18 protein-coding genes are annotated in these 12714 nt (G+C 51.6%); 6 read left to right on the forward strand and 12 right to left on the reverse strand.

The genetic code is table 11. The features are described from left to right. Positions 1–246: 246 nt before the first annotated feature. Entirely contained in the window at positions 247–801 is a 555-nt protein-coding gene (locus tag HBA26_RS19760) for a gamma carbonic anhydrase family protein (protein ID WP_126346148.1), read from the forward strand. On the opposite strand, the gene HBA26_RS19765 is transcribed toward HBA26_RS19760, so the two are convergent. From HBA26_RS19765 to dprA, 6 genes are read right to left on the reverse strand one after another with little or no spacing between them, the layout of a single operon-like run. After that, positions 777–1025 (reverse strand): DUF1488 domain-containing protein, encoded by a 249-nt coding sequence (locus HBA26_RS19765; protein WP_028014624.1) that lies wholly within the window; start codon positions 1023–1025, stop codon positions 777–779. The genes HBA26_RS19760 and HBA26_RS19765 overlap by 25 nt on opposite strands. Next, positions 1022–1840, reverse strand: a complete 819-nt coding sequence (gene aroE, locus HBA26_RS19770; RefSeq protein WP_063944206.1) for a shikimate dehydrogenase — start codon at positions 1838–1840, stop codon at positions 1022–1024. The genes HBA26_RS19765 and aroE overlap by 4 nt, the downstream gene beginning before the upstream one ends. A 4-nt stretch (positions 1841–1844) precedes the next feature. Next, entirely contained in the window at positions 1845–2417 is a 573-nt protein-coding gene (gene tsaC, locus HBA26_RS19775; protein ID WP_048960224.1) for an L-threonylcarbamoyladenylate synthase type 1 TsaC, read from the reverse strand. Then, positions 2410–2964: a type I DNA topoisomerase gene (locus HBA26_RS19780; RefSeq protein ID WP_028014627.1), complete on the reverse strand. Its 555-nt coding sequence runs from the start codon at positions 2962–2964 to the stop codon at positions 2410–2412. Before HBA26_RS19780 ends, tsaC begins: the two co-directional genes overlap by 8 nt. A gap of 26 nt (positions 2965–2990) precedes the next feature. Further along, the gene (gene smg, locus HBA26_RS19785) at positions 2991–3464 is read right to left on the reverse strand and encodes a DUF494 family protein Smg (protein WP_008503477.1); all 474 of its coding nucleotides are present in this window, start codon (positions 3462–3464) and stop codon (positions 2991–2993) included. Next, the gene (gene dprA, locus HBA26_RS19790) at positions 3436–4560 is read right to left on the reverse strand and encodes a DNA-protecting protein DprA (protein WP_059355522.1); all 1125 of its coding nucleotides are present in this window, start codon (positions 4558–4560) and stop codon (positions 3436–3438) included. The genes smg and dprA overlap by 29 nt, the downstream gene beginning before the upstream one ends. A gap of 128 nt (positions 4561–4688) precedes the next feature. Between dprA and def the strand changes: the two genes are divergently transcribed. The 5 genes from def (at position 4689) to mscL (ending at position 9463) form a co-directional block, all read left to right on the forward strand. Beyond that, complete coding sequence (gene def, locus HBA26_RS19795; protein WP_006812188.1) at positions 4689–5198, forward strand: peptide deformylase; 510 nt, start codon at positions 4689–4691, stop codon at positions 5196–5198. Between the two features lie 25 nt (positions 5199–5223). After that, positions 5224–6171: a methionyl-tRNA formyltransferase gene (fmt, locus tag HBA26_RS19800; protein WP_045630328.1), complete on the forward strand. Its 948-nt coding sequence runs from the start codon at positions 5224–5226 to the stop codon at positions 6169–6171. 52 nt (positions 6172–6223) lie between these two features. Further along, complete coding sequence (rsmB, locus tag HBA26_RS19805) at positions 6224–7510, forward strand: 16S rRNA (cytosine(967)-C(5))-methyltransferase RsmB (protein ID WP_126346149.1); 1287 nt, start codon at positions 6224–6226, stop codon at positions 7508–7510. A gap of 22 nt (positions 7511–7532) precedes the next feature. Continuing rightward, a complete protein-coding gene (gene trkA, locus HBA26_RS19810; protein WP_014885463.1) occupies positions 7533–8909 on the forward strand; it encodes a Trk system potassium transporter TrkA in 1377 nt (458 codons plus the stop codon). Between the two features lie 143 nt (positions 8910–9052). Beyond that, a complete protein-coding gene (mscL, locus tag HBA26_RS19815; protein WP_028014631.1) occupies positions 9053–9463 on the forward strand; it encodes a large-conductance mechanosensitive channel protein MscL in 411 nt (136 codons plus the stop codon). Here the strand turns inward: mscL and HBA26_RS19820 are convergent, their stop codons facing one another. The 6 genes from HBA26_RS19820 to rpsD all read right to left on the reverse strand — a co-directional run bounded on the left by HBA26_RS19820 (position 9464) and on the right by rpsD (position 12700). Then, on the reverse strand, positions 9464–9679 hold the full coding sequence (locus HBA26_RS19820; RefSeq protein WP_063438076.1) for an alternative ribosome-rescue factor A: 216 nt from the start codon (positions 9677–9679) through the stop codon (positions 9464–9466). Between the two features lie 57 nt (positions 9680–9736). Further along, entirely contained in the window at positions 9737–10162 is a 426-nt protein-coding gene (gene zntR, locus HBA26_RS19825) for a Zn(2+)-responsive transcriptional regulator (RefSeq protein ID WP_063438075.1), read from the reverse strand. A 2-nt stretch (positions 10163–10164) separates the two neighbouring features. Continuing rightward, complete coding sequence (locus HBA26_RS19830; protein WP_063944208.1) at positions 10165–10533, reverse strand: DUF1992 domain-containing protein; 369 nt, start codon at positions 10531–10533, stop codon at positions 10165–10167. A gap of 107 nt (positions 10534–10640) precedes the next feature. Beyond that, on the reverse strand, positions 10641–11024 hold the full coding sequence (gene rplQ, locus HBA26_RS19835) for a 50S ribosomal protein L17 (protein WP_001216368.1): 384 nt from the start codon (positions 11022–11024) through the stop codon (positions 10641–10643). Between the two features lie 40 nt (positions 11025–11064). Then, on the reverse strand, positions 11065–12054 hold the full coding sequence (gene rpoA / locus HBA26_RS19840; RefSeq protein WP_002919219.1) for a DNA-directed RNA polymerase subunit alpha: 990 nt from the start codon (positions 12052–12054) through the stop codon (positions 11065–11067). A 25-nt stretch (positions 12055–12079) separates the two neighbouring features. Further along, on the reverse strand, positions 12080–12700 hold the full coding sequence (rpsD, locus tag HBA26_RS19845; RefSeq protein WP_004868345.1) for a 30S ribosomal protein S4: 621 nt from the start codon (positions 12698–12700) through the stop codon (positions 12080–12082). Between the last annotated feature and the right edge of the window lie 14 nt (positions 12701–12714).

Raw genomic sequence — 12714 nt, forward strand, 5'->3', positions numbered from 1 at the left:
ATTTTTTCTCTTCAACCGACCGGGTTAACTGTGAAGTGATTCACATCCGCCGTGTCGATGGAGGCGCATTATAGGGATCCCAATTTTTAGCACAAGTGTTTTTTAGATCTTTTTTTTCGACTGCTGATTTTCCGCGCTTTTCGCTGAAATCCCGCCCGATCTGCTTAAATATTGACGCATTTTGCCTTGCCTCGATCCAATAATATGATCAAGTCTTCCATATAGCGCTCATCCTTAGAGGTAGTTATGTCTGCAGTGTTACGCCCTTATAAAGATCTGTTCCCCCAAAAAGGCGATCGCGTGATGATCGATGCCACCAGCGTGGTCATTGGTGATGTCCGAATGGCCGATGACGTCAGTATCTGGCCGCTCGTCGCCATCAGGGGAGATGTAAATTATGTGTCGATCGGTGCCCGTACCAATATTCAGGACGGTTGCGTTCTGCATGTTACGCACAAATCCTCTTATAACCCGGAGGGCAATCCCCTCATCATTGGAGAAGATGTTACCGTCGGACATAAAGTGATGCTTCACGGCTGCACTATCGGTAATCGGGTGCTTGTTGGCATGGGATCGATTTTGCTGGATGGCGTGATAGTAGAAGAAGACGTAATGATTGGGGCCGGTAGCCTGGTTCCGCAGAACAAACGTCTGGAAAGTGGTTATCTCTATCTGGGAAGCCCGGTAAAACAGATCCGCCCCCTGAAGGAGGCAGAGATCGAAGGATTAAAATACTCGGCGAACAACTACGTAAAATGGAAGAATGACTATTTGGATCAGGATAACCAAACCCACCCCTGATCGTCTTCCTGCTGCTCGCGGATTAAATCGCTGGCTTCCTCTTCCAGATCCCAGCGATTTTCGCAAAAAACGGCTATCGGGTCTGTGCCGCCAAAACGATGTAACAGCGCTTCTCCATGGATGGCACAGGTAAGCTGCATACCCTGCACCAGCACCGGAAAACAGACCGCCTGCTTATGCTCATCCCAGCTCTCTCTGTCCGGGAAATGAATAGCCTGATTCACGCCGAAAGCTCCTGCTTTAGCTTTTCAATGACAGGCTCGACTGCAGGCAACACCCCGTGCCAGAGCAGTACCGCATGCGCAGCCTGCCCCACCAGCATTCCCAGCCCATCGGCTAACTGTTTCGCACCGTGTTGTTCGCACCAGTTCAGGAAGGGCGTATTCCCTTTCTGATAGAACATGTCATAGAAGTACATGTGCGCGCTGACCAGCGAAGCGGGGATCGCCGGGATTTCGCCACTGATGCCGCTGGATGTGGCATTAATGACAAGATCGAACTCACGTTCGGCAAGATCGTCAAGCGCTACCGCACTTACGCTGCCGGTATGCGCAAACAACGCCGCCAGCGCTTCTGCCCGGGAAAAAGTTCGGTTGGTAATGGTCACCGCACAGTCCAGAGAAAGCAGAGGTAACAGTACTCCCCGCGATGCGCCACCCGCACCAATCAGCAGGACCCGGAACCCAGGTTTAATAAACGACAGTCGTTCCAGATCGCTCAGCAAACCTATTCCGTCGGTGTTGTCGCCCAGAAGACGTCCGTCCTCAAGCTGTTTTAGGGTATTTACTGCACCAGCAAGAGAAGCGCGCTCGGTCAGTTCATCAGCACGTTCGAAAGCTTCCTCTTTAAAAGGAACCGTCACATTCGCACCTTTGCCACCTGCGGCGAAAAAAGCCTCGAGCGTTGGAATAAATGCATCTACCGGTGCCAGTACGCGGCCATAGGGATGATTTATCTGCAGTTGCTCCGCAAATTGCTGATGGATCAGCGGTGACTTGCTGTGTGCAATCGGATTACCAAAAACAGCATAGGTTTCCATGAGATTACCCCTGGCGAAAACGTTCGCCGGTCAAAGCGTCGCGAATTTCAGACGGATTCAGGCGTCCTCCCGTCTCTCCAACAGCAACCGGGAAGTCATTTCCGAACTGTGCCAACACTTCTTCGGTTGTACGACAAGGTGGCAATCCGGTCAGGTTGGCGCTGGTTGAGACCAGCGGTTTACCAAATGCCAGGCAAAGCTCAACCACCAGAGGATGATCGGTGACGCGAACGGCGAGGGAATCAAAGCGTCCGGTCAGCCAGCGCGGTGTTGTCGGCTGCGCCGGGAAAACAAAGGTCACCGGTCCTGGCCATGCGGAGAAAATAGTTTCGCGCTGCGCCGGTGTCAGCATAGAGTCATCAATGTAGGGCTTAAGCTGCTCGTAATTCGCAGCTATCAAAATCAACCCTTTCTCTACGGGTCTTTGTTTTAAGGCAAGCAGGCGGCTCACAGCCGTCTCGCTGTCAGGGTCGCAACCGACTCCAAAAACAGCTTCAGTTGGATAGGCGATGACTTTTTCATTTTTTAGTACGTCCACTGCATAAGCAATGGAGCCTGATGGCAGGTTATTATTCACTATTTTGATCCGCCGTTACCGGCTTTCCACATTGTTTGCTGGCGCAGAAGCGTTTCATACCTTGCGCCGTTTTCTTCTCGATAAGTAGCGGATAGTTGCAATGAGGGCAGACGCCCGCTACCGGTTTGAAATTGATAACGAACTGGCATTCAGGGTAGCGATCGCAGGAATGGAAGGTCTTACCATAGCGGGAACGGCGCTGTACCAACTGACCGCGCTGACACTGAGGACACGCAATAGCCGTTTCATCAGGCTTATCAATTTGTTCCGTATGCTCACATTCCGGATAACGGCTACAGCCAATAAACATACCGAAACGGCCCTGACGTAGCGCTAGTTCACCACCACAAAGAGGACATAGCTGTCCTTCCAGAATTTTGACGATATGTCCATCCGCCTGGCTTTTCAGAGGACGGACATAATCACATTCCGGATAGTGTGAACAACCGAGAAACGGGCCGTGTTTCCCGGACCGAATAACAAGTTCAGCCCCGCACTGCGGGCAGGGCTCGTTTTTATGCACCGTGAATAGTGCTGATTTGGCCATAACAACTCTTGGTGCTACACATAGAATTAATGCAGCATACCTTCATTCACTTCAAAGAGTAATTCTTCCATTTGCTGATAGGCATTTTCACAGCCCGGGATATTAAACAGAACCATCAGAATCACCCATTTCAGATCTTCCAGTTCAAATTCTGCCGTATCCAGCGCCATGACACGCTCTATCACCATTTCTCTCGTTTCGAGGTTCAGCACCTGAATCTGCTCAAGGAATAAGATGAATCCCCGGCAGCTGGCGTCCAGCCTTTCACACTCTTCTGCGGTATAAATGCGTACTGACAACGGGTCAGAAGCAAGCTGCATCGGTTCGGCGAGGCCTTCCTGATAATCAGCCAGTTTTTCCAGCCACATCAACGCATTATAGATATCTTCCCGCTCAAACCCCGCATCGGTAAGATCCTGTGTCAATTTGTCCTGATCCACTCGCATTTCTGCTTCGTTATGGATGTAAGTCTCAAACAAATACATCAGTACGTCGAACATGGCATGCCCTCCTTAATCGGACATAGCCGCCGGGTACAGCTGCGATCCACCCTGCTAACTCCAGTTCGAGTAGCTGTGCTACCGTTACTGGCACAGGTTGGCCGGCACGTTCAGCGACAACGTCAACAGGTGTTACCTCATCTCCTACGTTAGCCAGGAGCTTGGGAAATGGCAATGCCACCTTTCCCTGATCTGATGAATAATGTCGCTTTTCGGGATCTTCCTGCAGACATTGCAAGCCATATTGCAAATTTTCAAGAATGTCCCGCGCTTCTGTTACCGGCGTCGCACCCTGCTTTATCAGCCAGTGTGGTCCTTCACACCCCGGGTTACCAATCGGGCCGGGTAAGGCGAAAACCTCCCTCCCCTGATCGAGCGCGCATCGTGCAGTGACCAGCGAGCCGCTTCGCACTGCCGCTTCAACGACCAATACACCCTGGCTAAGCCCGCTGATGATTCGATTACGACGCGGAAAGTTTGCCGGCCGGGGCTGCGCCGAAAGAGGGAACTCAGACACTATCGCCCCGTCAGCTTCGATAAGCCGCATAGCCAGCGCCTGATGCCGACGGGGATAAATGCTAAACAGGCCATTCCCCAGTACGGCCACGCTACGCCCTTTTACAGACAGCGCGGCGTTGTGAGCAACACCGTCTATACCGCAGGCCAGTCCGCTGGTGATTGTGAAACCACTTTGCGAAAGTTGTTCGCACAGAATTTTCCCCCATCGTTCTCCATACCATGACGGCGCACGGCTACCCACGACCGCCAGCTGGGCAGCATTAAGCGTTTCAGGGTTACCTTTTACGAATAATGCACCGGGATAATCAGGAATTGCTCGAAGTAAAGGAGGATAAAGCGGATGGGTTGCCGTCAATAAATGATTTCCCGGCTGCTCAAGCCACACCAGACTTCGCTCCAGCTCACCCTCATCTGGAGCAAAGAACCGTTCAGCCTGTTTTGCTGACAGCCCGGCGTCTCTGACAGCGGAAGCATCGATATTTTTTTGCTTGTGCAGCCGTGCAGCCGCTTCCAGCATTCCATCGCCACATAATGAACCTGTGTGTATTAGCCGTAGCCATATCTCGATAGACGTCATCCTTTCCCCCTGCCATAAGCGGCCTGCGCAATCATTGCGATTGGTCACTGATGCTGTCAATCGACCCGGGATTTGTCTAGAATAGAAGTAATATTCTTATCAACTCCTGAACACGACTCTGGAAATTTATGGCAGTTTTGCAAGTGTTACATATTCCGGACGAGCGCCTTCGCATCGTCGCTGAACCGGTTAAAGAAGTGAATGCAGAAATCCAGCGTATCGTTGATGATATGTTCGATACCATGTACGCCGAAGAAGGCATTGGCCTGGCGGCGACGCAGGTAGACATTCACAAGCGTATTATCGTGATCGACGTTTCTGAAAATCGCGATGAGCGTCTGGTGCTGATCAACCCTGAATTGCTTGAGAAGAGCGGTGAAACGGGCATTGAGGAAGGTTGTCTTTCTATTCCGGAACAGCGCGCTTTGGTGCCACGTGCCGAAAAAGTGAAAATTCGCGCTTTGGATCGTGACGGTAATCCGTTCGAACTGGAAGCAGATGACCTGCTGGCAATTTGCATTCAGCATGAGATGGATCACCTGGTCGGTAAGCTGTTTATCGATTACCTCTCGCCGTTGAAACAGCAGCGTATTCGTCAAAAAGTAGAGAAACTGGATCGTTTGCGCTCTCGCGCATAACGTCCCCCCGGATACAAGGATCATCGTGTCTAAAACACTACGTATTATCTTCGCGGGAACCCCTGATTTTGCAGCGCGTCATCTTGACGCGCTGTTATCTTCTGGTCACCAGGTTGTCGGCGTCTTTACCCAGCCGGACCGTCCGGCTGGTCGCGGTAAAAAACTGATGCCGAGCCCGGTAAAGGTGCTGGCAGAAGAGCATGGGCTTCCTGTTTTCCAGCCCGCATCCTTACGCCCTCAGGAAAATCAGCAGCTGGTTGCTGACCTGAACGCCGACGTAATGGTCGTGGTGGCTTACGGTTTAATTCTGCCAAAAGCGGTGCTTGATATGCCTCGTCTGGGTTGTATCAACGTGCATGGCTCCTTGCTCCCGCGCTGGCGTGGTGCGGCACCTATCCAGCGCTCCCTGTGGGCGGGGGATGCTGAAACCGGCGTCACAATCATGAAGATGGACGTAGGTTTAGACACTGGCGACATGCTGCATAAACTGGCGTGCCCTATTACTGCAGACGATACCAGCGCTACGCTGTATGACAAACTTGCAGGCCTCGGTCCGCAAGGGCTTATCGAGACGCTGCAGCAGCTTGCTGACAATACGGCGAAACCGGAAGTTCAGGATGAGACGCTGGTGACGTATGCTGAAAAACTGAGTAAAGAAGAAGCCCGGCTCGACTGGTCCTTGTCTGCCGCTCAACTTGAACGCTGCATCCGCGCTTTTAATCCGTGGCCGATGAGCTGGATGGAGATTGATGAGCAGCCAGTGAAAGTCTGGAAAGCGTCAGTCATTAATGGCAATACGGCTGCTGAACCCGGCACGATTATCGACGCCAGCAAGAACGGTATCCAGGTTGCGACAGCAGAAGGGATCCTGAATCTTGAATCGCTGCAACCGGCCGGTAAGAAAGCCATGAGCGCTCAGGATCTATTAAATTCCCGTCGCGAATGGTTTATACCGGGTAATCGTCTTGCCTAATCCAATATATGCTTAAAGCCCGGTGTTTCCGGGCATTTTTATTTTTATAGTTATGAAAAAACAAAATCTACGCAGTATGGCGGCCAAAGCCGTTGAGCAGGTTATCGAGCAGGGTCAGTCATTGAGTAACATCCTGCCTCCCCTGCAACAAAAGGTATCTGATAAAGACAAAGCCCTGCTCCAGGAACTCTGCTTTGGCGTCCTGCGCACCCTTTCTCAGCTTGAGTGGCTCATTAATAAGCTGATGTCGCGCCCAATGACTGGCAAACAGCGCACCGTACATTATTTGATTATGGTGGGGTTTTATCAGCTTCTTCATACCCGCATTCCACCTCACGCCGCGCTGGCTGAAACGGTGGAAGGTGCCGTTGCGATTAAACGCCCTCAGTTGAAAGGGCTGATCAACGGCGTACTGCGTCAGTTCCAGCGTCAGCAGGATGAGCTACTGGCTGAATTTGCACAAAGCGAAACACGTTTTCTGCACCCGGACTGGCTGCTGAATCGCCTTAAAAAAGCGTATCCGCAGCAATGGCAAAACATTGCCGAAGCGAATAATCAACGCCCACCGATGTGGTTACGCGTCAACCGTAATCACCACACCCGTGACGCATGGCTGGCATTACTGGAAGAAACCGGAATGAGTGGATTCACGCATGCAGCCTATCCGGATGCCGTGCGTTTAGCCTCCCCTGCACCGGTACATGCTTTACCTGGTTTTGATGAAGGCTGGGTGACCGTACAGGATGCCTCGGCTCAGGGTTGCATGACCTGGCTTGAACCAGCAAACGGGGAACAGATCCTCGATCTTTGCGCCGCGCCTGGCGGAAAAACAACGCACATTCTTGAAGTGGCTCCGCAGGCCAGCGTAATGGCCGTGGATGTCGATGAGCAGCGCCTGTCACGCGTCTACGACAACCTCAAGCGTCTGGGCATGAAGGCTCAGGTTAAGCAGGGCGACGGACGCAAGCCCGCAGAATGGTGTGGTGAAACCCAGTTTGACCGCATTTTGCTGGATGCGCCCTGCTCTGCAACAGGCGTGATTCGTCGCCATCCGGATATCAAGTGGCTGCGCCGCGATCGCGATATCAAGGAACTTGCCCAACTGCAATCGGACATACTTGACGCAATCTGGCCACATCTTAAACCCGGCGGCACGCTGGTTTATGCAACCTGCTCCGTATTGCCAGAAGAAAACAGCCAGCAAATCGCGGCCTTCCTTAAACGTACCCCGGACGCAACGCTGCGCGATACGGGAACGCCTGAATGCCCGGGTCAGCAAAACCTGCCGGGCCCGGAAGAAGGCGATGGCTTCTTTTACGCTAAGCTAATCAAAGAGTGATGTTGAGAACAGGTCACGAGATATGAAAATTATCATTCTGGGCGCAGGACAAGTGGGCGGAACGCTGGCGGAAAACCTGGTTGGCGAAAACAACGACATCACAATCGTTGATACCAACGGGGATCGTCTGCGCGTTTTACAGGACAAATTTGACCTTCGCGTTGTGCAGGGCCATGGCTCACACCCGCGCGTGCTACGCGAGGCCGGCGCCGACGATGCAGACATGCTCGTTGCGGTGACCAGTTCTGACGAAACCAATATGGTGGCCTGTCAGGTAGCCTACTCGCTTTTCAACACCCCTAACCGAATCGCGCGCATCCGTTCTCCGGACTATGTCCGCGATGCTGAGAAGCTCTTTAATTCAGAAGCGGTTCCTATTGACCATCTCATCGCGCCAGAACAGCTGGTTATCGACAATATCTATCGTCTGATCGAATATCCAGGCGCACTGCAGGTGGTGAACTTTGCCGAAGGTAAGGTCAGTCTTGCCGTCGTTAAGGCCTATTACGGCGGCCCGTTGATCGGCAATGCGCTTTCAACAATGCGTGAGCACATGCCGCATATCGATACGCGCGTTGCCGCCATTTTCCGCCACGACAGACCTATTCGCCCTCAAGGCTCCACGATTGTCGAAGCGGGGGATGAGGTCTTCTTCATTGCGGCCTCTCAGCATATTCGTGCGGTGATGAGTGAGTTGCAGCGTCTCGAAAAGCCTTATAAACGCATTATGCTGGTCGGCGGTGGCAATATCGGCGCGGGCCTGGCGCGAAGGCTGGAAAAAGACTACAGCGTGAAATTGATCGAGCGCGATCAACAGCGTGCTTCTGAGCTGGCGGAAAAACTGCAAAATACGATCGTATTTTATGGCGATGCGTCGGATCAGGAATTATTGGCTGAAGAGCATATTGATCAAGTTGATCTCTTTATTGCCGTCACCAACGATGACGAGGCGAATATTATGTCCGCCATGCTCGCCAAACGTATGGGAGCAAAGAAGGTCATGGTGCTTATCCAGCGCAAGGCGTATGTCGACCTGGTTCAGGGCAGCGTTATTGATATTGCCATTTCACCGCAGCAGGCGACCATTTCCGCTCTGCTGAGCCATGTACGTAAAGCGGACATTGTCGGCGTTTCATCTCTGCGTCGCGGGGTGGCAGAAGCCATTGAAGCGGTAGCTCATGGAGATGAAACCACGTCACGCGTTGTGGGCCGCGCCATCGACGAAATTAAGCTGCCGCCGGGCACTATTATCGGCGCCGTAGTGCGCGGGAATGACGTTATGATCGCCAATGATAATTTGCGTATTGAGCAAGGCGACCACGTAATTATGTTCCTTACCGATAAAAAATTTATTACCGACGTCGAACGTTTATTCCAGCCTAGTCCATTCTTCCTTTAATACGTCGGGGCTCTCAATAGAGCCCCGCACTTTACCCTCTTTATTTCTGTGCCTTTTATTTTCATAACGTTTAATTATCCCGCATGGCAATTGGCTAATCATTTGTTAAACTTATAGTCGTCAGCTGGCACAAGGAGAACATAATGAGTTTTATTAAAGAATTTCGCGAATTTGCGATGCGCGGGAACGTGGTTGATTTGGCTGTGGGTGTCATTATTGGTGCGGCATTCGGCAAGATTGTTTCATCATTAGTAGCGGACATCATCATGCCACCTTTAGGGCTGCTAATCGGGGGCATTGATTTCAAACAGTTCGCGTTCACGCTGCGTGAAGCCCAGGGTGATATCCCGGCAGTAGTAATGCACTACGGCGTGTTTATCCAGAACGTATTTGATTTCGTGATTGTGGCGTTTGCTATCTTTATGGCTATCAAGCTGATTAACCGGCTCAACCGTAAAAAAGAAGAGCCAGCAGCAGCGCCTGCACCAACGAAAGAAGAAGTGTTACTGAGTGAAATTCGCGATCTGTTAAAAGAGCAGAATAACCGCGTTTAATCAGCAGTTAAAAACAGGAAGGCCAGTGGTAAATAAGCGCTTCGCTTGCTTGCCACTGGCCTCCCAGTTACCCCGTTTTGCATGTTTGTCTTTACGCAGATAACTCCCCTTCCCTTTTTTATTCTTTTCAACGCGCTGTCGAAAAAGCGGGTCGTGAAGTAAAGCCTCGATGGCATTATCTTTAATTTGTCCCTTCGTGTGCTGATAGCGGCTCATAATTTCTCCTGAGCATGGTTTATGACGACGGAAGTCTAGACCCGAGTAGATTAAAAATCAACATCCCCGAGTTTCTCCACTGGCTCCCTGTTCGAGGGCTTCCAGAATTGAACAATAAATACTGCTATGAGCCGTTCCGCAGCAGGCATCATTCAACCTTTGCAAAGAGCGCTGCATGGTTTGCAGTTCCAGAATACGGGCTTCAACTTCTTCAAGCCGGGCTTGCACGATGCTTTTGGATTCCTGACAAGTGTGATGCTCAGGATCGATGCGGATCGATAATAACTCGCGGATCGAATCAAGCGTGAAGCCAAGCTGTCGGGCGTAGCGTATGAATCTCAGACGCTGCAGATCGTTATCGGTATAAAGCCGAAAGCCGCCTTCCGTGCGTACCTCATGATCGATCATCTGCTGCTTTTCGTAATATCGGATAGTGTCCGGCGTTACGTTCGCGAGCTTTGCAAGTTCACCGATACGGTACATCGCTACTCCTCGTTTATCTTCTTCATCAATATTTCACCGTATTCCCCATGCAGGAATTCCGTGCTCATTCCTGCCTGGCGCAGCTTGAGCTCTATCAGAGCAAGCCTGCGGCTAAGTTCTTTATGTCGAGGATCGTCCTGACGGATCCCTTTTAGAAGATCGACAAGTTCAACAGCCTCTCTGCGCTGCTCAAGCTCGGGCGGGAGGCAGCCAGCATTTTTTAGCAAACGGTATCCAGCCCGGAGTTCAGGCGCAACATGCGAATCATCTTCCAGTTCAAGAGGTTCGCCGCTCCCGGGAAGATTGTCGAAATCGCCTTTACTTTGGGCATCGCGAATATGGCGTTCTGCCCATTGGTCAAGCAACCACATCATCAGCTCCAGGGGATGAACAAAATTGATACAGGTATTGTAGAGAAGTGGGGATAATGCGGATATAAAAAAACCCGCCGAGGCGGGTTTTTTTACGTTACTGCAGATTACTCTGCAGCAGCTTCTGCTTTCTCTGAACGATCAACCAGCTCGATGTAAGCCATCGGCGCGTTGTCGCCTGCACGGAAACCACACTTCAGAATGCGAGTGTAACCACCGGCACGGCTCGCGAAACGCGGGCCCAGTTCGTTAAACAGTTTTGCCACGATCTCGTTATCACGAGTACGGGCGAATGCCAGACGACGATTAGCAACGCTGTCAGTCTTGGCAAGAGTAATCAGCGGCTCAACTACGCGACGCAGCTCTTTCGCTTTAGGCAGGGTCGTCTTGATGATTTCATGACGAACCAGTGAACCTGCCATGTTGCGGAACATAGCCTGGCGATGGCTGCTGTTGCGGTTCAGTTGACGACCACTCTTACGATGGCGCATGACCTTATCCTTCTCAGTAAAACCTTAACCTGTGATCCGGTTACTCGTCAGCAATGCTTGCCGGTGGCCAGTTTTCCAGGCGCATGCCCAGAGACAGACCACGTGAAGCCAGCACGTCTTTAATCTCGGTAAGAGATTTTTTACCCAGGTTCGGCGTTTTCAGCAACTCAACCTCGGTACGCTGTACCAGATCACCGATATAGTGGATAGCTTCTGCCTTGAGGCAGTTAGCAGAGCGGACAGTCAATTCGAGATCGTCAACAGGGCGCAGCAGGATCGGATCGAATTCTGGTTTCTCTTCTTTCACTTCTGGCTGACGTACATCACGTAAGTCAACGAAAGCTTCCAGTTGTTCTGCCAGGATGGTTGCCGCACGACGAATCGCCTCTTCAGGATCGATTGTGCCGTTGGTTTCCATTTCGATGACCAGCTTGTCCAGGTCGGTACGCTGTTCTACACGCGCTGCTTCAACATTGTAGGCAATACGCTCTACAGGGCTGTAGCATGCGTCGACCAGCAGACGGCCGATTGGGCGCTCATCTTCTTCCGAATGAATTCGGGCAGAAGCCGGCACATAACCACGACCGCGCTGAACTTTGATACGCATGCTAATAGCTGCGTTCTCATCGGTCAGGTGGCAGATCACGTGCTGCGGCTTGACGATTTCAACATCACCGTCGTGGGTGATGTCGGCTGCAGTCACAGGGCCAATGCCAGATTTATTCAGAGTAAGAATAACTTCATCTTTACCCTGAACTCTCACCGCCAGCCCTTTCAGGTTGAGCAGGATTTCAAGGATATCTTCCTGAACGCCTTCTTTGGTGCTGTACTCATGAAGTACACCATCAATCTCAACCTCGGTCACCGCGCAACCCGGCATCGATGAGAGCAGAATACGGCGCAGTGCGTTACCCAGAGTATGGCCAAAGCCACGCTCTAAAGGCTCAAGGGTCACCTTGGCGTGCGTCGAACTCACTTGCTCGATATCTACCAGGCGCGGTTTTAGAAACTCTGTCACAGAACCCTGCATTGTGTCCTCTCTTTGGTACTAAGCTTTACTTGGAGTAAAGCTCGACGATCAGGTGTTCGTTAATGTCCGCAGACAGATCAGAACGCTCAGGCTGACGCTTGAACGTACCTTCCATCTTGCCAGCATCAACTTCCAGCCAGGTTGGCTTTTCACGCTGCTCAGCCAGCTCCAGAGCGGCCTTCACGCGAGATTGCTTTTTCGCTTTCTCACGAATGCTAACAACGTCATTCGCTTTAACCTGATAAGAAGCGATGTTAACAACACGACCGTTTACCATGATTGCTTTGTGGCTAACCAGCTGACGTGATTCAGCACGAGTAGCGCCGAAGCCCATACGGTATACAACGTTGTCCAGACGACCTTCCAGCAGAGCCAGCAGGTTTTCACCTGTGTTGCCTTTCAGACGTGCTGCTTCTTTATAGTAGTTACGGAACTGACGCTCCAGCACACCGTACATACGGCGAACTTTTTGCTTTTCACGCAACTGCACACCATAGTCAGACAGACGCGGTTTACGCGCACCGTGCTGGCCAGGAGCTTGTTCAATTTTACACTTGGTATCGATCGCGCGAACGCCAGACTTAAGGAATAAGTCGGTGCCCTCACGACGGCTCAGCTTGAGCTTAGGACCCAAATATCTTGCCATTTTCTATCTCCAAC

This window comes from Enterobacter sp. 725m/11, from assembly GCF_011683705.1.
GTDB classification, from domain to species: domain Bacteria; phylum Pseudomonadota; class Gammaproteobacteria; order Enterobacterales; family Enterobacteriaceae; genus Enterobacter; species Enterobacter bugandensis.

Bases quoted from the DNA above. Each gene is read 5' to 3' on its own strand.
- mscL (WP_028014631.1), top strand. From the start codon at position 9,053: ATGAGTTTTATTAAAGAATTTCGCGAATTTGCGATGCGCGGGAACGTG.
- def (WP_006812188.1), top strand. From the start codon at position 4,689: ATGGCAGTTTTGCAAGTGTTACATATTCCGGACGAGCGCCTTCGCATC.
- rsmB (WP_126346149.1), top strand. From the start codon at position 6,224: ATGAAAAAACAAAATCTACGCAGTATGGCGGCCAAAGCCGTTGAGCAG.
- trkA (WP_014885463.1), top strand. From the start codon at position 7,533: ATGAAAATTATCATTCTGGGCGCAGGACAAGTGGGCGGAACGCTGGCG.
- HBA26_RS19820 (WP_063438076.1), bottom strand. From the start codon at position 9,679: ATGAGCCGCTATCAGCACACGAAGGGACAAATTAAAGATAATGCCATC.
- HBA26_RS19830 (WP_063944208.1), bottom strand. From the start codon at position 10,533: ATGTGGTTGCTTGACCAATGGGCAGAACGCCATATTCGCGATGCCCAA.
- rplQ (WP_001216368.1), bottom strand. From the start codon at position 11,024: ATGCGCCATCGTAAGAGTGGTCGTCAACTGAACCGCAACAGCAGCCAT.
- HBA26_RS19780 (WP_028014627.1), bottom strand. From the start codon at position 2,964: ATGGCCAAATCAGCACTATTCACGGTGCATAAAAACGAGCCCTGCCCG.
- rpsD (WP_004868345.1), bottom strand. From the start codon at position 12,700: ATGGCAAGATATTTGGGTCCTAAGCTCAAGCTGAGCCGTCGTGAGGGC.
- aroE (WP_063944206.1), bottom strand. From the start codon at position 1,840: ATGGAAACCTATGCTGTTTTTGGTAATCCGATTGCACACAGCAAGTCA.
- rpoA (WP_002919219.1), bottom strand. From the start codon at position 12,054: ATGCAGGGTTCTGTGACAGAGTTTCTAAAACCGCGCCTGGTAGATATC.
- smg (WP_008503477.1), bottom strand. From the start codon at position 3,464: ATGTTCGACGTACTGATGTATTTGTTTGAGACTTACATCCATAACGAA.
- HBA26_RS19760 (WP_126346148.1), top strand. From the start codon at position 247: ATGTCTGCAGTGTTACGCCCTTATAAAGATCTGTTCCCCCAAAAAGGC.
- dprA (WP_059355522.1), bottom strand. From the start codon at position 4,560: ATGACGTCTATCGAGATATGGCTACGGCTAATACACACAGGTTCATTA.
- zntR (WP_063438075.1), bottom strand. From the start codon at position 10,162: ATGTACCGTATCGGTGAACTTGCAAAGCTCGCGAACGTAACGCCGGAC.